General features: G+C 35.7%; 16 protein-coding genes. 10 read left to right on the top strand and 6 right to left on the bottom strand.

From position 1 onward, the window contains the following. Positions 1-127: 127 nt before the first annotated feature. The 4 genes from IR022_RS17030 to IR022_RS17045 all read left to right on the top strand — a co-directional run bounded on the left by IR022_RS17030 (position 128) and on the right by IR022_RS17045 (position 5,527). Positions 128-1,246 carry a metallophosphoesterase gene (locus IR022_RS17030; protein ID WP_050711038.1) on the top strand — a complete coding sequence of 373 codons (1,119 nt, stop codon included), beginning with the start codon at positions 128-130 and terminating at the stop codon, positions 1,244-1,246. Then, on the top strand, positions 1,243-2,370 hold the full coding sequence (locus IR022_RS17035) for a metallophosphoesterase (RefSeq protein ID WP_194204632.1): 1,128 nt from the start codon (positions 1,243-1,245) through the stop codon (positions 2,368-2,370). The genes IR022_RS17030 and IR022_RS17035 overlap by 4 nt, the downstream gene beginning before the upstream one ends. Positions 2,371-2,642: 272 nt before the next feature. After that, entirely contained in the window at positions 2,643-4,925 is a 2,283-nt protein-coding gene (locus tag IR022_RS17040; RefSeq protein ID WP_194204633.1) for a GH92 family glycosyl hydrolase, read from the top strand. 161 nt (positions 4,926-5,086) lie between these two features. After that, positions 5,087-5,527: a carboxymuconolactone decarboxylase family protein gene (locus IR022_RS17045; protein ID WP_194204634.1), complete on the top strand. Its 441-nt coding sequence runs from the start codon at positions 5,087-5,089 to the stop codon at positions 5,525-5,527. Between the two features lie 65 nt (positions 5,528-5,592). On the opposite strand, the gene IR022_RS17050 is transcribed toward IR022_RS17045, so the two are convergent. Continuing rightward, positions 5,593-6,051, bottom strand: coding sequence for a type I restriction enzyme HsdR N-terminal domain-containing protein (locus tag IR022_RS17050; RefSeq protein ID WP_194204635.1), 459 nt, complete (start codon positions 6,049-6,051; stop codon positions 5,593-5,595). Positions 6,052-6,145: 94 nt separating this feature from the next. On the opposite strand from IR022_RS17050, the gene IR022_RS17055 reads away from it, so the two are divergent. The 3 genes from IR022_RS17055 to IR022_RS17065 all read left to right on the top strand — a co-directional run bounded on the left by IR022_RS17055 (position 6,146) and on the right by IR022_RS17065 (position 9,439). Next, positions 6,146-6,925: an AMP nucleosidase gene (locus IR022_RS17055; protein WP_050711033.1), complete on the top strand. Its 780-nt coding sequence runs from the start codon at positions 6,146-6,148 to the stop codon at positions 6,923-6,925. 6 nt (positions 6,926-6,931) lie between these two features. Beyond that, the gene (gene holA, locus IR022_RS17060; protein ID WP_194204636.1) at positions 6,932-7,936 is read left to right on the top strand and encodes a DNA polymerase III subunit delta; all 1,005 of its coding nucleotides are present in this window, start codon (positions 6,932-6,934) and stop codon (positions 7,934-7,936) included. Positions 7,937-8,056: 120 nt separating this feature from the next. Beyond that, positions 8,057-9,439 (top strand): fimbrillin family protein, encoded by a 1,383-nt coding sequence (locus IR022_RS17065; protein ID WP_194204637.1) that lies wholly within the window; start codon positions 8,057-8,059, stop codon positions 9,437-9,439. Positions 9,440-9,508: 69 nt separating this feature from the next. On the opposite strand, the gene IR022_RS17070 is transcribed toward IR022_RS17065, so the two are convergent. The 4 genes from IR022_RS17070 to IR022_RS17085 all read right to left on the bottom strand — a co-directional run bounded on the left by IR022_RS17070 (position 9,509) and on the right by IR022_RS17085 (position 14,397). Next, positions 9,509-11,959 carry an ABC transporter permease gene (locus IR022_RS17070; RefSeq protein ID WP_194204638.1) on the bottom strand — a complete coding sequence of 817 codons (2,451 nt, stop codon included), beginning with the start codon at positions 11,957-11,959 and terminating at the stop codon, positions 9,509-9,511. Positions 11,960-12,208: 249 nt separating this feature from the next. Further along, on the bottom strand, positions 12,209-12,610 hold the full coding sequence (locus tag IR022_RS17075; RefSeq protein WP_194204639.1) for an HIT family protein: 402 nt from the start codon (positions 12,608-12,610) through the stop codon (positions 12,209-12,211). 12 nt (positions 12,611-12,622) lie between these two features. Continuing rightward, the gene (gene greA, locus IR022_RS17080) at positions 12,623-13,093 is read right to left on the bottom strand and encodes a transcription elongation factor GreA (protein WP_050711028.1); all 471 of its coding nucleotides are present in this window, start codon (positions 13,091-13,093) and stop codon (positions 12,623-12,625) included. A gap of 146 nt (positions 13,094-13,239) precedes the next feature. Beyond that, complete coding sequence (locus IR022_RS17085; protein WP_050711027.1) at positions 13,240-14,397, bottom strand: DUF4369 domain-containing protein; 1,158 nt, start codon at positions 14,395-14,397, stop codon at positions 13,240-13,242. A 118-nt stretch (positions 14,398-14,515) separates the two neighbouring features. Between IR022_RS17085 and IR022_RS17090 the strand changes: the two genes are divergently transcribed. The 3 genes from IR022_RS17090 (at position 14,516) to IR022_RS17100 (ending at position 17,659) form a co-directional block, all read left to right on the top strand. After that, positions 14,516-14,965: a hypothetical protein gene (locus IR022_RS17090; RefSeq protein ID WP_194204640.1), complete on the top strand. Its 450-nt coding sequence runs from the start codon at positions 14,516-14,518 to the stop codon at positions 14,963-14,965. A gap of 147 nt (positions 14,966-15,112) precedes the next feature. Beyond that, the gene (locus IR022_RS17095; RefSeq protein ID WP_194204641.1) at positions 15,113-17,317 is read left to right on the top strand and encodes a TonB-dependent receptor; all 2,205 of its coding nucleotides are present in this window, start codon (positions 15,113-15,115) and stop codon (positions 17,315-17,317) included. Between the two features lie 27 nt (positions 17,318-17,344). Further along, positions 17,345-17,659 carry a heavy-metal-associated domain-containing protein gene (locus IR022_RS17100; protein ID WP_050711024.1) on the top strand — a complete coding sequence of 105 codons (315 nt, stop codon included), beginning with the start codon at positions 17,345-17,347 and terminating at the stop codon, positions 17,657-17,659. Positions 17,660-17,821: 162 nt separating this feature from the next. Here the strand turns inward: IR022_RS17100 and uvrB are convergent, their stop codons facing one another. Beyond that, positions 17,822-19,840: an excinuclease ABC subunit UvrB gene (gene uvrB, locus IR022_RS17105; RefSeq protein ID WP_194204642.1), complete on the bottom strand. Its 2,019-nt coding sequence runs from the start codon at positions 19,838-19,840 to the stop codon at positions 17,822-17,824. Positions 19,841-20,229: the final 389 nt, after the last annotated feature.

Raw genomic sequence — 20,229 nt, forward strand, 5'->3', positions numbered from 1 at the left:
AGAGTAACCTTATAGTTACTCTTTTTTTTACATTTTAATTAAACGCCTTTTAGGTTGAAATAGTTTTAGATAACACATTCACACTTATAGATAGGATTTCACTTTAAAAACCAAGCTCAGAATAGTTATGAGGTATCTTTTTTTTATTGTTTTTATTTTGCTTTTCTTAGCAGGTAATTATTATGTTTTTTATAGGGCTTGGACTGTTATTCCCCTGAATATAATAACACGCTCATTACTAATCGGAATAGCTGTAATATTAATCGGATCTATTTTCTTGTTGTTCCTGGCTGGAGAACATTTTCCAGTTTCGGTAACTTCGGTATTATATACAATCGGAACATCATGGTTCTTTATATTCCTTTATTTTTTGATATTCAATTTGCTAACCGATTTGATACGTGCATCTCGTCTTGTACCAAGAGATACATTGAATCAATATACGAAAGATAATTGGTTGAGCTTCGGTCTTACAGTGGGCTTTATCGGTTTGTTGATGTTATGCGGATACCTAAAATATCGAATAAAGGAGCGTGTAGACTTACCTATTGAGATAGCTAAAAATATAGGTGACGGAGATTCTCTAACAATAGTAGCTCTTAGTGATATGCACTTAGGTTATGGAATCGGAAAAAGCGAACTTCAACAATGGGTGCAACTTATAAATAAAGAGAATCCAGATATTGTTCTGATTGCAGGAGATATTATAGATAGTAGCCTAAGACCTTTGATTGCTCAGAATATGTCGGAGGACTTGAGGAAGATAAGATCGAAGTATGGAGTCTATGCTGTTATGGGCAATCATGAATATATAAGCGGCGCTGCGGCATCTGCTAAATTTATAGAAGAATCAGGTATTAAACTAATTAGAGATTCTGCTGTTTTAATTGATAGTACGTTTTATGTGGTGGGACGTGATGATAAGTCAAACCCTAATCGTAAACCATTGGCTGCTTTGACCAATTCATTAGATAAGTCGAAGCCGATTATTCTATTAGATCATCAACCCTATAATCTGGAAGAAGCCGAAAATAATGGAGTAGATATTCAATTCTCGGGACATACTCATCGTGGACAGATATGGCCTGTTTCGCTTATAACAGATATGATCTATGAAGATTCGTATGGTTATTTGAAGAAAGGGAATACAAATGTCTATGTAAGTTCGGGGATGGGGCTTTGGGGCGGAAAATTCCGTATCGGTACACAGTCCGAATATACAGTAATTAAAGTGAAAACGAAATGAAAGTTTTTTTCTATCAAGCACTTATAGTACATATTATACTGAATATATATGTATTTATACGAGGATGGCAGGTTTTGCCAAAGAAAAACGCATATAGAATACCTTATGCTTTATTGTTTATAGTAGAGCTTATAGTGTATTTGATAGGACTCATTTTTAATGTCAGCTTACCGGCTGCGATACTAAAACCAATTTTATTGATTGGTACATCGTGGATGGTGTTTATAGGATATACTACGGCTCTTTTACTTATTTATGATCTTATAAAATTTCTGAGACGGAAGTTTGATAAAATTCAGAAATTGAATTTGCAAAGGGGGTCCGTAAAAAGAAGATACATTATAATATCGTTGATAGTCATTATCTCATCTATGACATATGGTCACTATCGTTTCTGGCATCCTGTTGTAACGGAACTCGATCTGAAAGTAGACAAAAAAGTGGATGGGCTTAAGAGCCTACGGGTAGTGATGGTTGCTGATGTTCATGCAGGTCATCTGATTGATAAAAAAGTTTTAAGCATGTATGTGGATAAGATCATGGAGCAAAAGCCAGATGTTATCCTTTTGGTTGGTGATATTATAGATTACGATCTTCCCCCACTAATAGATCAAAAGATGGATGAAGAGTTTCGTCGATTGAAAGCTCCTTATGGGGTGTATGTATCGACAGGCAATCATGAGTACCGATTGAATGGTGAAGAAAAAATAGCTTGGTTGGGTTCTGAAACAGGCATGACCATGCTGAGAGATACTGCCATAAAGGTGGCAGACAAATTCTATATTGTAGGTAGAGAGGACGATCATGCTACAAAAAGAAAGTCATTATCGGATATAATGCAGCATGTAGATAAACAATTACCTGTAATTGTAATGAATCACGAGCCTAAACAATTATCGGAAGAATCGACAGAGCAAGCAGATCTGGCAGTTTATGGACATACACATAACGGACAATTATTTCCAAATAATTTAATAATGAGTCTAATATATGAAGTGGGACATGGATATAAGAAAAAAGAGAACACACATATCTATGTTACTTCGGGGCTGGGACTTGCAGGACCTCAATATCGTATAGGTACTATATCGGAGATAGTAGTCCTAAATCTAAAGTTTAATTAAGGATTCAGTTCAAGAGAGGCTATTATATGTAATTCTCTTTTGAGAAATTATTGCTATTTTTACACGAAGTAGTAAAGAGTGGTGCTTAACTGCCATTTTTATGACTAACAACACAAAAACAAATATTATAATTAACAGTGAGTATTTAATCCAATACTATTCAGTAAAAACTGGCAGTAATGCTTATACTTACCAATGTAATAAATAGGTCTAAGGCCTTCATTGTCATAAATCTTAAATAAGTTAACTAAAGTATGGTAACAAAAAAAATCATGAGAAACGCTCTAGGTTTGAGTCTTTGTACGGGTTTGATGCTCGGTGCAATTGCTTGTAGCGACAAAGGGCAGAAAGATGCAGAACTAGAGAATCTGACTCAATATGTTGATCCTTACATCGGAACCGGTGATCATGGACACGTATTTATGGGAGCAAATGTTCCTTTCGGATTGGTTCAACTAGGACCAACACAACATAGTCAGGGTTGGGACTGGTGTTCGGGATATCACATCTCCGATTCTACTATCATTGGCTTCGGACATATGCATCTTAGCGGAACAGGTATCGGCGATTTGGGCGATATTTCATTTATGCCTGCAACAGGAGATGTTAAATTAACGAGAGGTACATTACCTGACGAATCTACGGGTATTTACTCTTACTTCTCTCACGATAAAGAAACTGCAAAAGCAGGATATTATTCTGTCCATTTAGATAGATTCAATATTGATGTAGAATTGACAGCTACTAAACGAGTAGGTTTCCATAGATATACATTCCCCGAATCAACAGACCCTAAAGTTATCATTGATTTAGAACATGGTATCGGATGGGATATGCCTGTTGATGGTGCTTTGGTTCAAGAAAATGATAGCGTAATTTCGGGTTACCGTTTTTCTAAAGGATGGGCAAGCGACCAACGTATCTATTTTACAGCAGTATTCTCAAAACCAATATCTAAGTTTACAATCTCGGATACTACCGCTGTATACGAAGGTTCAAAAACTCCAATGCGTAAAATCTATGGTCAAGTATTTTTTGATGAAACAAAAGCCGGAGAAAAAGTGTACGCTAAAGTGGCTCTATCTCCTGTAAGTGTTGAAAACGCAAAGAAAAACATGGAAGCTGAGCTTACTGGATGGGATTTTGATCAAACAGTTGCAAATGCAGATAAAGCATGGAATGAAGAGTTGAATAAGATAGTCGTGAAGTCGGATAGCAAAACCGATCTTCGTAACTTCTATACAGCTATGTACCACTCTATGGTAGCACCATCGGTATTTGCTGATGTAAATGGCGACTATTGGGGAACGGACAAGAAAGTTCATACAAATAACGACTTCACAAACTATACAACCTTCTCGTTATGGGATACATATCGTGCAGCTCAACCATTGCAAACAATTATCCATCCTGAGTTGGCAACAGATGTAGCTAAAACTTTCTTACAAATCTTTAAACAACAAGGAAAACTACCTGTATGGCACTTGATGTCTAACGAAACCGACTGTATGGTGGGTAACCCAGGTATCATTGTTATGGGAGATTTGTTCTTAAAAGGTTTTGTTGCTGATGCTGATAAAGAAGCAGCTTTCGAAGCTATGAAAACTTCTGCTATGTTAGACGAAAGAGGTCTTAATTGGTTGAAAGAATACGGCTATATACCTTACGATAAGGAAAAAACTTTCGAATCGGTAGCTAAAGGTCTTGAATATGCAATAGCAGACTGGTGTGTTGCTCAGGTTGCAAAAGAAATGGGTAAGACCGAAGATTATGATTATTTCATCAAAAGAAGCGAGTCATACAAACATTACTTTGACAAAGAAACTCAGTTTATGAGAGGTCTTTCTTCTACCGGAACATTCCGTGTGCCATTCGATCCATTGCATTCTACTCACCGCGAGGATGATTATACAGAAGGTAATGCTTGGCAATATACCTGGTTGGTTCCTCACGATGTAAATGGTCTTATTAGTTTGTTTGGAAGCGAAGAAGCTTTCATTACAAAACTTGATTCATTATTTACTATCGAAGGTGATCTAGGAGCAGAAGCGTCTCCTGATATTAGCGGTCTTATTGGACAATACGCACATGGAAATGAGCCTAGTCACCATGTTCTATATCTGTACCCATTTGTAGGACAACAATGGAAAACTGCTGAGAAGGTACGTGAGGTATTGACTACTCTCTACTTTGACAAACCTGCTGGAATCAGTGGAAACGAAGATGTTGGTCAAATGTCATCATGGTATATCCTTTCGGCACTTGGATTCTATCCTATGGCTCCTGCTGGCGGCGACTATATATTTGGCAGCCCACAGATGAAAGAAGCAACCATAAAATTGGGTGGAGGCAAAACATTTACAGTGATTGCTAAAAACAATAATGCAGAGAATAAATACATTCAAAGTGCTAAGCTGAATGGCAAACCTTATACTAAATCGTATATCAATCACAGAGATGTAATTGCAGGTGGTACTTTGGAATTTGAAATGGGTCCTCAACCTTCAAAAACTTTTGGCGTAGATAAAGCTGACAGACCGGTTTCAGTTAAATAAGAAATAGATTTTCTATCTAAAAATAAAAAGAGGTTACCTTTTAGGGTAGCCTCTTTTTTGTTGGTTATTAAAAGCTTATGCTATGAGATTTTCTTAAACCAGTTTAATTTTATTGAAACATAATTGATGTAGCTTTGTTTATCATTAATAAACAAAGAATTATGGAATCGAAAAGAATAAAAATACACGAAGTAGCTCCCGAAGCATACAAAGTAATGCTAAAATTAGAGGCATATTTGCACACAACAACTTTATCTCCTATCGAGAAAGAGTTGATTAAGATTCGTGCATCTCAACTCAATGGGTGTGCCTTTTGTCTCAATATGCATACAAGGGATGCTCGTAAGCTTGGCGAAACAGAACAACGTATCTACCTGTTAAACGTTTGGCATGAAACGGAGTTATATACAGAAACAGAAAGAATTATTCTGACTCTAACAGAGGAGATAACTTTAATAAGTGAAGGCGGAGTTTCTGAGGAAACATATCAACAAGCAGAAGCATTGCTAGGCAAAGAAAAATTAGCTGAAGTAATTATGGCAATTGTGACTATTAATGCGTGGAATAGAATAGGGGTGAGTACACTACTTCCTCTAGATTAAGCCATTCAAAATTGGATATATACTATGAGGGTAGCCATAAACAATGACTATCCTCATTTTTGTTATTAACCGTTCTTATTTAATGCTGAATACAACGGAATATCGGGGAGGTACTCATAACCGAGATTCTCATAATCTATACAGCAACAATAATGCTCCAATCCGTTTGATATGATAAGGTATTTCACTCTGAGAACAATGTTGTATCGGGCAATCTGATCAAACACCTCTTGGGTAATCTTTACATTAGGAGATTTATACTCTACAATCACTAAAGGATTCAAATGATTATCATAAACCACCGAGTCGCATCTTTTACGCTGATTGTTGAGAGATATCTGAGTTTCATTAGCAATGAGAGAAGATGGATATTGTTTTTCTGTTATCAAATAGTTAATAAAATGTTGCCTCACCCATTCTTCAGGTGTAAGAGCCACATACTTAGAACGAATTTGATCCCATATATATAATTTATCCGTTTTTTTTATTTTTGGATTATATTGAGGTAAATTTAGTTCTAACATTTTTGCTATCTTTGTTTAGTAATAACACCAGAAGAAGAAATGGTTTCCGAAGAGGAAATAAGGCTTCTTTGTATAAAACAAAAATAGGTTTATTATGAAGACTAAACAAGAAATTGTAGATAATTGGTTACCTCGGTACACTAAACGCCCGTTAGAACAGTTCACAAAACATATTTTATTGACTAATTTCTCGAAGTATGTTGAGATATTCGCCAATCACTTTAATGTTCCTATATTAGGATTAGATGGTAATATGCCTAATGCTTCGGCAAATGGAATTACGATTATTAATTTTGGTATGGGGAGTGCCAATGCTGCAACGGTGATGGATTTGTTAAGTGCAGTAGAACCCAAAGCAGTATTGTTTCTCGGCAAATGTGGAGGTTTGAAAAAGCACAATCAATTAGGAGATTATATTCTACCTATTGCAGCTATCAGAGGAGAAGGTACATCTAACGACTACTTTCCACCCGAAGTTCCTTCATTACCAGCATTTAATTTGCTTCGTTCACTATCATCTAATATTCGCGATTTCAATAAAGATTATTGGACAGGAACAGTATATACTACCAATCGCCGTGTATGGGAGCATGATGATAAATTCAAAGAATATCTGCGTTCGATAAGAGCTATGGCTGTAGATATGGAAACTGCAACACTATTTACTTGCGGTTTTGCAAATGGAATACCCACAGGGGCTTTACTTTTGGTGTCTGACCAGCCCATGATTTCGGACGGAGTAAAAACTGAGAAAAGTGACAGTGTAGTTACTCAAAATTTTGTGAACGAGCATGTAATGATCGGAATCAAAGCTTTGACTACATTAATAAATAACGGTTCTACAGTAAAACATCTTCGTTTCGAAGATTTTTGATAAAAGATGTCATTCGAGCAAATAAAAAAAGATATAGTATCACGTAAGTTTCACCCCATCTACCTATTGATGGGTGATGAATCTTATTACATTGATGATCTCACGAACTGTCTGTTGGATAAAGTAATCCCAGAGACGGAACGCGATTTTAATCAAACCATATTATACGGATCAGAAACCGATGTGGCAACAGTAATAACGTTGGCTCGTAGTTTTCCTATGATGTCCGATCATCAACTAATTGTAGTCAAAGAGGCACAGTCGCTAAAAAAGATCGAGGATTTGGAGATATATCTAAAAAATCCCTTGAGTAGTACCATATTGGTATTGAATTATAAAAATGGAACGATAGACAAACGTAAAAAACTCTATGCAGGTATAGAGAAATGTGGAGTTGTCTTTGAATCAAAAAAGATTCCCGATTATAAAATGCCTGCTTTTATAACCTCCTTTATAAGTACAAAAGGTTTGGGTATAGATCAGAAATCGGCTCAGATGTTGACCGATTATCTAGGAAACGACCTGAGTAAGGTTGTAAATGAGATCGAAAAGTTATTGTTATCAATACCTCCTTCCGAAAAACGTATTACTGCAGAGCTGATTGAGTATAATATTGGAATAAGTAAGGATTTCAATAATTATGAATTACTGAAAGCAGTTGTCGAAAAGAATACGTTTAAAGCGAATCAGATCGCAGACTATTTCGAGAAGAATCCAAAGAACAATCCTTTGATTGTTACGCTTGTAGTATTATTTAATTTCTTTAGTAATCTGATGATTTGTTATTGGGCAAAAGACAAATCGGAGAATGGTATTGCTGCCGAATTAGGTTTTAGAAACAGTTATCAAGCGAAAGATTATGTATTGGCGCTTAAGAGCTACAATGCATTTAAGACTATGGAAATCATGTCACTTTTAAGAACTTATGATGCAAAATGCAAGGGTGTAGATAATCCCTCGACTCCAGATGGAGAACTTCTACGCGAATTATTGTTTAAAATAATGCATTAAGCCGAAAATAAGTTTATCCCTCACTTTTGAAGCACATTAGCTAGCAATTTATATTGAATAAAATTGTTGAATATTAAATATTGAGTTTTAAATAAACTTTGTGCTAATTGGTGTGCCTATATGAAAAACATTACGATTTATTATTCTTGTATTGCTGTGTTCCTACTTATTTTACTATCTGCGGCTTGCGAAAGTAGAAAACAAATGAGTTTACAACAATTGGCTTCTTTAGCTCATTTTAAAGCTGATTTCCCGGATGAAGAGGGTGACTCTATGCCCATAGGTGTGTATATGGAGAGCGAAAGTTCTTCAACATCGTGTATTAATCTGAAGTACGAAAATAAAGAAGGCTTGTATTTACTCGCTGATTCAAGTGAGATCTGCCACAAAGATCTGGAGAACCAAAATGTAAGTATATATGCCTATGCTCCATATCGGAAAGATATTAAGTCAAGCCTCACTAATCATCATATAATAGTTTCTTCGGATCAAAGAGACTCGGCTAATTATATTGCTAGTGACTTTTTATATGCAAATACCAATAGTAAGGGAACATCTTCAAATGAGATAAATCTTCCGTTTAAGACAAAGTTTTCAAAAATTGTAATTAATATAAAAACATTTGGATTTTTGAATTCCGAGAATATTGATTTTGAAATCACCAATGTCGCAACCTCTACAAATATAAATCTACGTACCGGAGTTTTATTCGGATCTGATGATATAAGTAATATAAAACCTATAAGAAAGAAGAAAGTGCCTTCTGGATTTAATTATACCTTAGAAGCTATACTGATCCCCCAAACTATACTGGGTAATACACCTATTTTTAAATTAAGGATAGGAACGAAGGAGTATTCTTATCTAACAAAGTATGATGTTAATGTAGAGGTTAGCATGCAGTATACGTGCAATATAGTTGTTGATAATTCGGGCTTACATGTAGAAGCAGAAGAATATCCGAGAACTAAAAATTGCGGAGCGGATAATATGGCTGCAGTATCTGAAAGGATCTATAAAGTGGGCGATTATTATCCCATTCCAGATGACCCTCTGTCGGCTATCGGTGTTGTATTTAGCATCATCGATAATAAAGGAGTACATGGCAAAATGGTATCACTAGATGAGGCTATTGATCTGGAATGGGGACCTTTCTTCGAAACGGGAGCAAAAAGTAGAATAAGTGGTGCTAGTAATAAAGTCATTTTAAGTAAAAAAGTTAGCTCTTTATCTCAATATAAAGCTCTCAGTTGGTGTTTAAATAAGGGTAAAGGTTGGTATCTTCCGGCTATTAATGAGTTGTTTATGATATATAAGCAAAAAGAAATTTTGAATCATGTATTATCTACTATGCTCCGAAGTGACAATCTGGGGAGTGGGGTATATGTCTCATCAACTGAGTATGACGAGTCGAAAGCATTAGTTTTACATTTTGGAAATGGAGAACGTTTTCCGCAGGATAAGAGCTATAATTTTCATGCGAGAGCAATATGCGACTTCTGATAGGAGAAAGAAAAAAGAGTAGGCAGTAATGCTTACTCTTTTGTGCTTTCATTGTAGATTAGACTTTTTTTACTCATTTTTCAAAGCTCCGATTGGGTTTGAACTGGCGGCACGATAGCTTTGTACACTTACTGTCAAAACAGTTATCAGTAGTACAATCAATGCTCCTAGCAGAAACACCCACCAATATATCGGAGTCTTATACGCAAACTGCTCAAGCCATTTATTAACAATGTAATAGGCTATTGGCATGGCAATGACGAATGCTATAACAAATTGTGTTAACATACCTTTGTTTAGCAATAGCATGATCTGCTGAATAGTAGAGCCCTGTACTTTTCGGATAGCTATTTCTTTGGCTCTGTATTTTGAATTGAAGGAGACCAGGCCATAAACACCCATGATAGCTATAAGGATTGCGGTTACAGAGAATATAGATAGTAGGGATGCCAAATTACTTTCCTGTTTGTAAAGACCATCTACTAACTCATCCATAAAATAATATTCGAAAGGAGCTGTAGTGTATTTCTTCCACGTAGTTTCCAGATGTTTGATAGATTGATCTATACCCTTACTGTTTACCTTAAAGTATATATTCGAATATTTAGAATTATCGTACAATACGATATTTAAAGAGGATATATCTTCGCGGAGAGGCATAAAATTAAAATCACTGACTACAACAGAACTTCCCTTGGTTACATGGTTTTCAACAATCTCACTTCCATATTGATTCATCATTTTTTGATTTACTACCTCTATTTTCTCTTTATCCTTATTATCGAGATTTTTCTTTCCCTCTACTATGTCTACGCCAAAGAAGTCTAAGAAGTTTTTTGACCCTTCAATAACAGAATACATGACTTGTTTATCTTCTACCATTAGTCCATACCTCGGGACTCCCAAACCTAAACGAAAACTGCTGGCTGTACTATTTACAATTCCGTTTACTCCTGTAGTTGCGTCCATATAAGGATAAACATCATTTAATAAAGGCTCCAGATCTAAATTGCTATTATTGACAACTAATATATTCTCAGTATTTAGACCTAAATTATATGACTTGAAATATTCGTGTTGCAATTTTATAAATAGTGTAACTAGTATTAGTATGCTTGCAGCTACAAATTGTATAGTAGTTAGTACATTCCTTAATCGTTTACCATCCTTTCCTACTCCTGCACCTCCATAGCTGGCTACAGGGTTAAAGGAAGTCAAATAGAACGATGGATAAAGTGCTACTAGCGTACTTACTATCGTAAGAATAACACCTAGTGCAACAAGGATACCCACATTATCTTTGAGTAACAAACTGGCGGTGAAAAACTCTGCAATAATACTGCTGTTAATATAGTAAATCACCAGCAGTGCTATAGCAAAAGAAAAGAATGTAAATATCAAAGTTTCTAAGAGAATTGAAATACCAAGTGTAACACGTCTTGCTCCTAATATTTTCTGAATATTAATAGATCGTATCCGCATAGGAGCCATTGCTGTAATAAAATTCATAAAGTTGATATAGGCTATTAACAATGTTGTTATGCCTATGGCTATGAGTGACAGAATACTCGACCAACTTTTAGCTTTTTGTGGTACTGTTTCAGGGTTACTTATATGTATGTTAGATAAAGGAGTGAGGTTTAAGCCTTTTTTTATAACTTCGAGTTCACCTTGTCCTTCCGCATTTTTGATTTCTTCTTTTCGGGGAGGATTTAAGTAAATCAAATCAAGCAGCCTTTTATCGGTTAAAATATTTTCCAGATCGGCTAATTCTTGATTGTTATCTAATAAATAGAATGTTGCAAAGTTGCCATCCATTTGAATACTACCACCTTCGGAGGTAAATAACTCGAATCTGTTTGGCTCCAGACGAGTAAATATTCCATTGTCGAAGCTTGTATTTGTTGGAAAATCTTTGTAAACCGCAGATACAGGCATTACTACATCTTCGCGTGAACTGCTTACCCCTTCTTCTGTGATATGAGTTCTAGCCATTGAAATAGATATAAGTTCACCTATAGGACTCTTCTCCCCAAAAAGTAGTTTAGCTGTTTTCTCGCTGATAAGTACCTTGTTTATATCTGCCAATGCACTATAACCATCCCCCTCAATAATATCCAATCCAATAATATCTAAAAACTGTGGTTCTACATTGGTTACAGATACTTTTGTATTAAATTGTTCCCCATTCTTTTTATACTTTACACTTAAGTCGGAAGCATTGAGAACCCTCACCATATTAGAAGTATTAAACATTGGTTGATTGAGCCTAATAATTTCCGAGTACTTATAATACATATCAAAATTTGACCATCTTCCATAGTTAGTATCTTGATAAATTGAAAGTTGATATAGCCTGTTCCCATTTTTTAGACTATGGTTAAACGTCAAGTCATAATAGGTCTGTATCGCACAAATAGTAAATACTACAAGCGCGGCAGATAATCCCAGTATATTCAATACTGATGCTGTCTTAAAGCGTTTTATAACATGCAGAAAATTGCGGAATATAGCTTTCATGATATTTTTGGATAAAAACGTTCATTGAAAAGTCTACTAAACCCGTGCCAAAGATATAGTCTATTGGTTAATAGTACTCTATGATGAGAATGTATGTATAGAGTGTAAAATAATTATACAGTTTCAGTTAAAGATATTTACAGATAAGGAAGGAGTGTCTATTCCGGATGAGTAGTATTGAACTGGTTATAAAAGAAAAAAGAGTAGGCACTTGTGCTTACTCTCTAGTTATTTGTGCAAATTTCTGACCTAGATATTTTCCAATTCAGATGTAATGTCTTTAGTGATTTGTTGGAATTCGTCTTCCGATAACTTTAGTCTTGGATTAGACAGATTCATATCCTTTTCGGCATTGATCGGTATTAAATGTACGTGTGCATGGGGAACTTCCATTCCTATAACCATAAGTCCTATTCGTTTACAAGGCACAGCCTTTTGTATGGCTTTGGCAATTTTTTTGCTGTATACAATCATTTCAGATAATATCTGATCGTCCAAATCGAATAAATAATCTGTTTCATGTTTCGGTATAACCAATACATGTCCTTTAGCCATCGGTCTGATGTCTAAAAAAGCAAAGAAATTGTCGTTTTCGGCAATCTTATAACATGGTATCTCTCCTTTTATTATTTTACTGAAAATAGTCGACATCTTTCTTCTTTTTTAAATAGATATATCAATAATTTCAAAAGATACTATCCCATTAGGAACTTTTATTTCTGCAATCTCACCTACTTTTTTGCCCATTAAACCTTGAGCTATCGGTGTGTTTATAGCAATTTTATTTTCCTTAAGATTAGCTTCACTTTCTGCAACCAGCATATATGTCATTTGCTGATTGTTTTTTGTGTTTTTTATTGTAACCTTATTTAGAATCTGTACAGAGTCTATGCCAATAGAACTCTTGTCTATTAGTCTAGCGTTAGCCAATAGATTTTTAAGTTGTCCTATTTTAGCCTCAAGTAAACCTTGAGCTTCTTTTGCTGCATCGTATTCAGCATTTTCGGAAAGATCGCCTTTATCGCGAGCCTCTCCAATTTGTTTTGAGATTTTAGGTCTTTCCACTGTTTCCAATAAGTTGATGTCTTCTCTCAACTTGTCGTAACCTTCTGCGGTCATGTAAGTAACAGCCATAGCAAAATGTTAATTAAAGATTAGTACTTTTTATAAGAGATAAAAAGAAAAAGAATCCTTGTCGTATAGACCAGAACTCCTTTTCTTTTTATGCTTGATGCAAATATATACTTAAATTTCGGACAAAACAAAATCCTATCACATAATTATAATAATTTTTGGATTTCAGTTTCTATATTTTCTCCTGGTACTAAGCGTTTTACAATTTCACCATTACGATTAATTAATAGTAAGGCAGGTAATGCTTGTATGTTGAATCTGGCAACCAGATCGGAGTTTAAAGAGTTTTTTTCGTGTACAGCAACCCAAGGTATATTGAGTGCTGAATTTTTCCATACATGAACATCGGTATCGAACGAAACTTGATATATTTCGAGATTCGGTTTGAATTTATTGTATAATCTGTTTAATACAATATTATGTTCGGGTGACTTTTCAGATTGGTATACTGTGAAGTCTAGTAAAACCACTTTTCCTTTGAGTGAAGTTAAACTTACAAGAGTACCGTTTACATCAGGTAATTCTATGTTGTAATATTTAGCAGCATCAATCTCGTTAGCATTATTTATGTCAAAAGGTTGCTTTTCGCTTTGTCTGCGTACTTTTATAGCATTCAAAGTATAGTCGTGAAGATGTTTAGCTCGTGGCGAATTAGGATAATACATATCCCATGCTGTTGCTACTGCTGCAAAAGGCTTATAATCTGACTTATCGTAAGGATCGAAAAATAAATAACCTCTTACCTTTTGGAACAAAGCAAAGTAAGATGCAGGATTTTTAGTGTCTGCAAATATAATCTTCAAGGCAGTATCTTTATATTCAGAAGCTATAATCTGTATTTGATCGAAGTATTCTTGTTCCTGAATTTCTTTATTAGCAAATCTTTTTTGAAGATCGTCCAGTGCCTGAGTCGCTTTGTATTGAGCTAAGGTGATAGCTTTTAATTGTAAATTATATTCAGAACCTTCTACGGTATATTCAGTTCCGAAGGTTCCCGCCGAAGCATTTACTTTAATAGTTTCAGTTGAATCGATAACCAAATTAATAACTTGTCCGTTGAGACGTAGTACATAAAACTCGGGGTAGGGAGTAGATGTCCCTTTAAATTTGAATTCACCTTTAGTGCCAAGTTTCACAGAATCGAGTAGAGTTATCTGGCTCAATTCACGCTTTTCTAAATAAAGCATTGTTGTATCTGCTGTGTCAGATATCTTTCCCTCAATAACAAATTTGGGTCCTTTATCAGAACACGATACAAGGGCACACAAAATAAAAATGGCAAATAAATTCTGGAAGACCTTCATAATATATGGCTATCTAAGTGTAAATATTTTTTGCAAATATATGAATAAAAAATACTAAACAATTACTATTCTTTTGTTATATAGGAGCGAATCCATATATTTGTAATGGAATATGGAGATGAAATATCGTAACATATTAGTTTTGTTTCTGGCTGCAATTGTATTTTTTGTTGGAGCTGGAGTAACTGTTGTAGATCTTTGCTGTTCGAGATGTATCGAGCAGGTTATGTCTCTTAATGTTCATAAAGGCGATTGTATGAAAACAGAAATGAAGGCGGAAGCTCCTTCATGCTGTTCGCATTACAATCATTCAGAGGATGCTACATTGGGAGTAAGCGAGCATACAGATAAATGCTGCGAAGCTAAACGCGTCTCTATTGACATCAATTATACAGTAAAGCAAGCGAATCTTCTACATTCAATGGTTTGGACATTGGTTCCTTCTTTTATCAGCAACTTTCTTTTAATAGCTGATAATAACGAGCCTTTGCTGATTGCAGAAGCACGAGATCCTATACCTATCCCTCCCCGAAACTATCTGAGTCTGATCAGAGTTCTCATTATTTGATTTTATTGTTTGTAAAGCAAAATTTTGTTGTACAGATAACTCAGTTATCTCGTACTGCCGCTATTTTGTATCATAACCAATTATGGTTGTTTTACTTATCAAAACAATAAAAAGGGTCTGAGACCCTATCAAATAAATGAAAATTTAATGGGAAAGTTTAAACTTATAATATTATTATTCTTGATACCGATTTTTACTTTTGCAGCTCAAAAGCTCAAAGGATATGTGTATGCAACAGATAACAGCCCGATTATAGGGGCCCAAGTGCATTGGGAGAATGCAAAGAAAGGTGTTGTTACGGACGAGAATGGCTATTTCGAAATAGATGGTACACCTCATAAAGATCATATGTTGCATATCGCTTATATTGGGTATGCCGAAAATGTGACTCATATAAATAGCTTCACAGATCTTCAAAATATAATTCTAAAAGAAAATACTGAATTGGGTGAGGTAGTAGTTACCAAATCTGTATCGGGGCGTATAAGCTCGCGTACTGATTTGCTCAAGACCGAGAAGTTGACAGTAAAGGAATTGACTCGTGCAGCGTGTTGTAATCTGGGTGAGAGTTTCGAAACTAATCCATCTGTGGATGTCGTTTTTAGTGATGCCGTTACAGGAGCTAAGCAAATTCAATTACTCGGTATATCGGGTCAGTATGTTCAGATAATGACAGAGAATTTCCCTAACTTCAGAGGAGCAGCTAAAGTATATGGTCTCGATTATATACCTGGTCCTTGGATGGAAGGAGTCCAAATATCCAAAGGAGCAGCCTCTGTTAAGAATGGATTTGAATCTATATCGGGGCAGGTAAACGTAGATTATAAGAAACCTACAACAGCTGATCCTTTGAGTCTTAATTTATTCTTGGGAGATGTGGGGCGTGTTGAGGGTAATGCAGATGCAGCCATCACAGTAAACGAGAATCTGTCTACGGGAATTTTTCTTCACTATTCGAATGAGAAAACAAGTCATGATGTCAATAATGATGGTTTCCTTGATATGCCAAAGAAGCATCAATTCAATATGATGAATAGATGGCATTATCAAAAGGATAGACTGATTTCTCAAACAGGAATTAAGTTTCTGAATGATGAGCGTTTTAGTGGACAGGATGACCATACAATGAATAGCGAAAGTATGCATGATCCGTATAAGATTTCTATTTTTACCAACCGAGCTGAGTTTTTTACAAAAAACGGTTATGTCTTAAATCCAGATAAAAACGAAAGTATAGCACTAATCGTTTCGGGATCTTATCACGATCAAAAATCGCGTTATGCCAAAAGTATTTACAATCTTTATGAGAGTAATGCTTATGCATCGTTGATGTATGAGAAAGATTTTTCGCCTATGCATAAGATCAGTACAGGTTTGAGTTACAATTGGGATAATTTTGGACAATCTTATGATATTCCTCAGTTAGTTTCGGGTAAGCAGCCTGATAGGGAAGCAGTCTCGGGAGCTTACGGCCAATACACATTCAATTACGATAAGTTTACGGTATTAGCCGGATTAAGGGCTGATTATAGCTCGCTTCATGATTGGTTTGTTACACCTCGTCTACATGTGAAGTATGACCTGAACTCTTCTCTTTATTTTAGAGTTTCAGCAGGGAAAGGATATCGCTCGGTATTTGCTTTAGCGGAAAATAGTTACCTGCTGGCTAGTAGCAGAACGTTGAATATTGCGGATAACTTGAAACAAGAAAGTGCATGGAATTATGGTGTAAGTGGAACGTATCATATCCCGATTAAAGGCGAAGAACTTACTCTTTCGGCTGAATGGTTCTATACCGATTTTTCGCGACAAGTGGTAATGGATATGGATTCTGATCCACGTGCTGTTAGTTTCTATAATCTGGATGGGAAATCGCATGCACATGTAATTCAGCTTGAAGCTACATATCCCGTGTTCAGAGGATTTAATGTATTAGCTTCGTACCGATGGATGAATACTAAAGTGAATTATGGAGGGATAGAAATGCAAAAGCCTTTAGTGAGTGATTATAAAGCTTTGCTAACCGCTTCTTACGAAACTCCATTGAGAAAATGGCAATTTGATCTAACATCGCAATTCAATGGGGGAGGTAGAATGCCTTTACCTGATGCAGAGACTCCACTTTGGGACAAGAGATTCAAATCTTTTGTGATAATGAATGCTCAGGTTACAAAATTTTTCCGAACTTGGAGTGTGTACCTAGGTGGTGAGAATCTTACAGATTTTATTCAGGACAATCCGATAATTTCGGCAGACAACCCATTCAGTCCCGATTTTGATGCTACTATGGCATGGGGGCCAACACAAGGACGCCGCTTTTATCTTGGATTTAGATATACTATTGGTAAATAATTGTTTAACATAAATATCCTTAGAAATATGAAATCAAAAATTGTTTTAATCGTTATGTTGTGTCTGGTATCTCTGAGCTTCAGTACTTATGCTCAGGATAAGAAAGAGAAGAAGAATGAGAAGAAAGAGATCACATTTGATGTGTCTATGACGTGCGATAACTGCAAGAAAAAGATTGAAAAAAATATTGCTTTCGAAAAAGGTGTCAGCGATATGAAAGTAGATCTTCCTGGAAAAACGGTGATGGTTGTTTATCAGGCAAACAAAACCGATCAGGAGAAGCTTCAAAAAGCGATCGAAAAATTAGGCTATGAAGTGAAAGTGCATGAAGATGCTGAATAAGTAATTTTGACGTATAAATACGCAAAGAAATATAAAGTGACTATACTAATAAAAGGTATAGTCACTTTTTGGTTTTAGAGATTACCATTAAATGATAATAGCACAAAAAAGAGGCTGCATCCTTTTGGATAGCCTCTTTAAAATGTCTTCTGGAAATATGCTTTATTTCTTGCTGTGAGATTTTAGTAAATCTTCTAACTGAATAATTTCATCTCTATATTGAGCAGCTTCGAGGAAGTCTAGCTTTTTAGCAGCTTCTGTCATGTGCTTTTTTGTTTTAGCAATAGCAGCCTTCAGATCGGTTTCTGATATATAGCCGGCTTTTGCTTCTGCTGCGATATTCATATGAGTTGGTTCAATATATGGTTTAGGCTCGTTGTCTGTTCCTTTGCCTCCCAATGCTGATCCTCTTGCTTTTTTGATTTGCTGTGGAGTGATTCCATGCTTTTCATTGTAAGCCAGCTGAATCTCTCGACGACGATTTGTTTCATCTATCGTTAGCTGCATGCTATTCGTAATCTTGTCAGCATAAAAAATAACCTTTCCATTCACATTACGGGCAGCACGTCCCACTGTCTGAGTTAAAGATCTATGCGATCGAAGAAAACCTTCCTTATCTGCATCCAAAATGGCTACAAGCGAAACTTCAGGTAGATCGAGCCCTTCACGAAGCAAGTTGACACCTATCAGCACATCGAATACTCCGCTGCGGAGATCGTCCATAATCTGAACACGATCTAAGGTGTCTACATCCGAGTGGATATAGTTACATTTTACACCGTTGTTAGCCAGATAAGTAGTAAGCTCTTCGGCCATGCGTTTAGTAAGTGTTGTTACCAACGTACGTTCGTCCTTATCTACCCGTATCTGTATCTCTTCCATTAAATCATCAATCTGATTGAGACTTGGACGAATATCAATTGGCGGATCTAATAATCCCGTAGGGCGTATCAACTGTTCAACAACTACGCCTTCCGATTGAATCAATTCGTAGTCGGCAGGAGTTGCACTTACATATATAATCTGTTTTACAAGCGATTCAAATTCTTCAAATTTCAAAGGTCTGTTATCAATAGCAGCAGGTAAACGAAAACCATATTCGACTAGATTTTCTTTTCGCGAATGGTCGCCTCCATACATGGCACGTATCTGAGGTAGTGTAACGTGACTTTCGTCTATTACTACCAGATAATCGTCGGGGAAGAAGTCTAAAAGGCAGAAAGGACGTGTACCGGGAGGACGATTGTCAAAATAGCGCGAATAGTTTTCTATTCCGGAGCAGTGTCCTATTTCGCGAATCATTTCTAAATCGTAGGTTACCCTTTCGTAAAGACGTTTAGCCTCCAAAGGTTTACCTATCGATTGAAAGAAATCAACTTGTTTACCAAGGTCTATTGATATTTCATCTATTGCCCTGTGTATTCTTTCCTTTGTTGTAACGAACAGGTTAGCAGGATAGATACGGTATTCTTCAAATCGTTCTATTCTGGCTCCTGTCAGAGGGTCGATGCTTTCAATACTTTCGATTTCATCGTCCCAAAACATAACACGAATAATTATTTCGGCATATGCCAGAAATATATCAACAGTGTCACCTTTTACCCTAAAGTTACCATGCGAAAACTCTACTTCATTTCTTGAGTATAAACAAGCAACTAAATCTCGTAAGAATTTATCTCTAACTAGTTTTTTGCCTTTCTCGATAAGTATAGTGTTATTCGCAAAATCCTCCGGATTTCCCATACCATACAAACAAGATACAGACGATATAACGATTACATCCTTTCGTCCCGATAGTAGGGCAGATGTGGTGGCCAATCGTAATTTCTCTATTTCGTCATTAATAGAGAGGTCTTTTTCTATGTATGTATTGGTTGAAGGAATGTATGCTTCGGGTTGATAGTAATCGTAGTACGATACAAAATATTCCACAGAATTCTCAGGAAAAAAACCTTTGAACTCGCTATATAGCTGAGCTGCCAGAGTTTTATTGTGGCTAAGTATTAATGTCGGTTTTTGAACCTCTTGTATAACATTAGCTATTGTAAAAGTTTTTCCTGATCCCGTAACTCCTAAGAGTGTTTGATGAGGAATCTCACCATTGATACCTTCCACTAACGCTTTTATGGCTGTGGGCTGGTCTCCGGTGGGTTTATATGCTGAGGTAATCTTGAAATCCATAATAGATATAAATGATATCTTACAAAGATAGTTATAAATAAAAACGAAAGAGTGAAATGTATTAAAAGACGTACTAGGTATTGAGAAAAAAAACTGTTTACCTCTATTTTCTTTTAACACATTCTGTTGCTTTAATAATTCATAATTGTGAGAGTATTTTGCGTAAATGGATGCGGAATATGAGGAAAAAAGGCTTTTTGTAAAGATTTTTATAGAAAGAGCACAATAATTCATAATTCGGTTTAGGCTTTTTTTGTCATTTAATAAATTTATACTAGTTTTGTGTTACTGGAGTCTGGGGGACTTTAGAGTACTTGAATGACAACAACTTATTTACTATATAACAATTGTGTAGACTTTGATTTAACAATTAAGGTCTATTCTTGCAT

The sequence above is a fragment of the Dysgonomonas sp. GY617 genome (genome assembly GCF_015233815.1).
GTDB lineage: Bacteria > Bacteroidota > Bacteroidia > Bacteroidales > Dysgonomonadaceae > Dysgonomonas_A.

What these genes read in the sequence shown, in the direction of transcription:
- IR022_RS17030 (WP_050711038.1), top strand. Translation starts at nt 128, where the DNA reads ATGAGGTATCTTTTTTTTATTGTTTTTATTTTGCTTTTCTTAGCAGGT.
- IR022_RS17035 (WP_194204632.1), top strand. Translation starts at nt 1,243, where the DNA reads ATGAAAGTTTTTTTCTATCAAGCACTTATAGTACATATTATACTGAAT.
- IR022_RS17040 (WP_194204633.1), top strand. Translation starts at nt 2,643, where the DNA reads ATGAGAAACGCTCTAGGTTTGAGTCTTTGTACGGGTTTGATGCTCGGT.
- IR022_RS17045 (WP_194204634.1), top strand. Translation starts at nt 5,087, where the DNA reads ATGGAATCGAAAAGAATAAAAATACACGAAGTAGCTCCCGAAGCATAC.
- IR022_RS17050 (WP_194204635.1), bottom strand. Translation starts at nt 6,051, where the DNA reads ATGTTAGAACTAAATTTACCTCAATATAATCCAAAAATAAAAAAAACG.
- IR022_RS17055 (WP_050711033.1), top strand. Translation starts at nt 6,146, where the DNA reads ATGAAGACTAAACAAGAAATTGTAGATAATTGGTTACCTCGGTACACT.
- holA (WP_194204636.1), top strand. Translation starts at nt 6,932, where the DNA reads ATGTCATTCGAGCAAATAAAAAAAGATATAGTATCACGTAAGTTTCAC.
- IR022_RS17065 (WP_194204637.1), top strand. Translation starts at nt 8,057, where the DNA reads ATGAAAAACATTACGATTTATTATTCTTGTATTGCTGTGTTCCTACTT.
- IR022_RS17070 (WP_194204638.1), bottom strand. Translation starts at nt 11,959, where the DNA reads ATGAAAGCTATATTCCGCAATTTTCTGCATGTTATAAAACGCTTTAAG.
- IR022_RS17075 (WP_194204639.1), bottom strand. Translation starts at nt 12,610, where the DNA reads ATGTCGACTATTTTCAGTAAAATAATAAAAGGAGAGATACCATGTTAT.
- greA (WP_050711028.1), bottom strand. Translation starts at nt 13,093, where the DNA reads ATGGCTGTTACTTACATGACCGCAGAAGGTTACGACAAGTTGAGAGAA.
- IR022_RS17085 (WP_050711027.1), bottom strand. Translation starts at nt 14,397, where the DNA reads ATGAAGGTCTTCCAGAATTTATTTGCCATTTTTATTTTGTGTGCCCTT.
- IR022_RS17090 (WP_194204640.1), top strand. Translation starts at nt 14,516, where the DNA reads ATGAAATATCGTAACATATTAGTTTTGTTTCTGGCTGCAATTGTATTT.
- IR022_RS17095 (WP_194204641.1), top strand. Translation starts at nt 15,113, where the DNA reads ATGGGAAAGTTTAAACTTATAATATTATTATTCTTGATACCGATTTTT.
- IR022_RS17100 (WP_050711024.1), top strand. Translation starts at nt 17,345, where the DNA reads ATGAAATCAAAAATTGTTTTAATCGTTATGTTGTGTCTGGTATCTCTG.
- uvrB (WP_194204642.1), bottom strand. Translation starts at nt 19,840, where the DNA reads ATGGATTTCAAGATTACCTCAGCATATAAACCCACCGGAGACCAGCCC.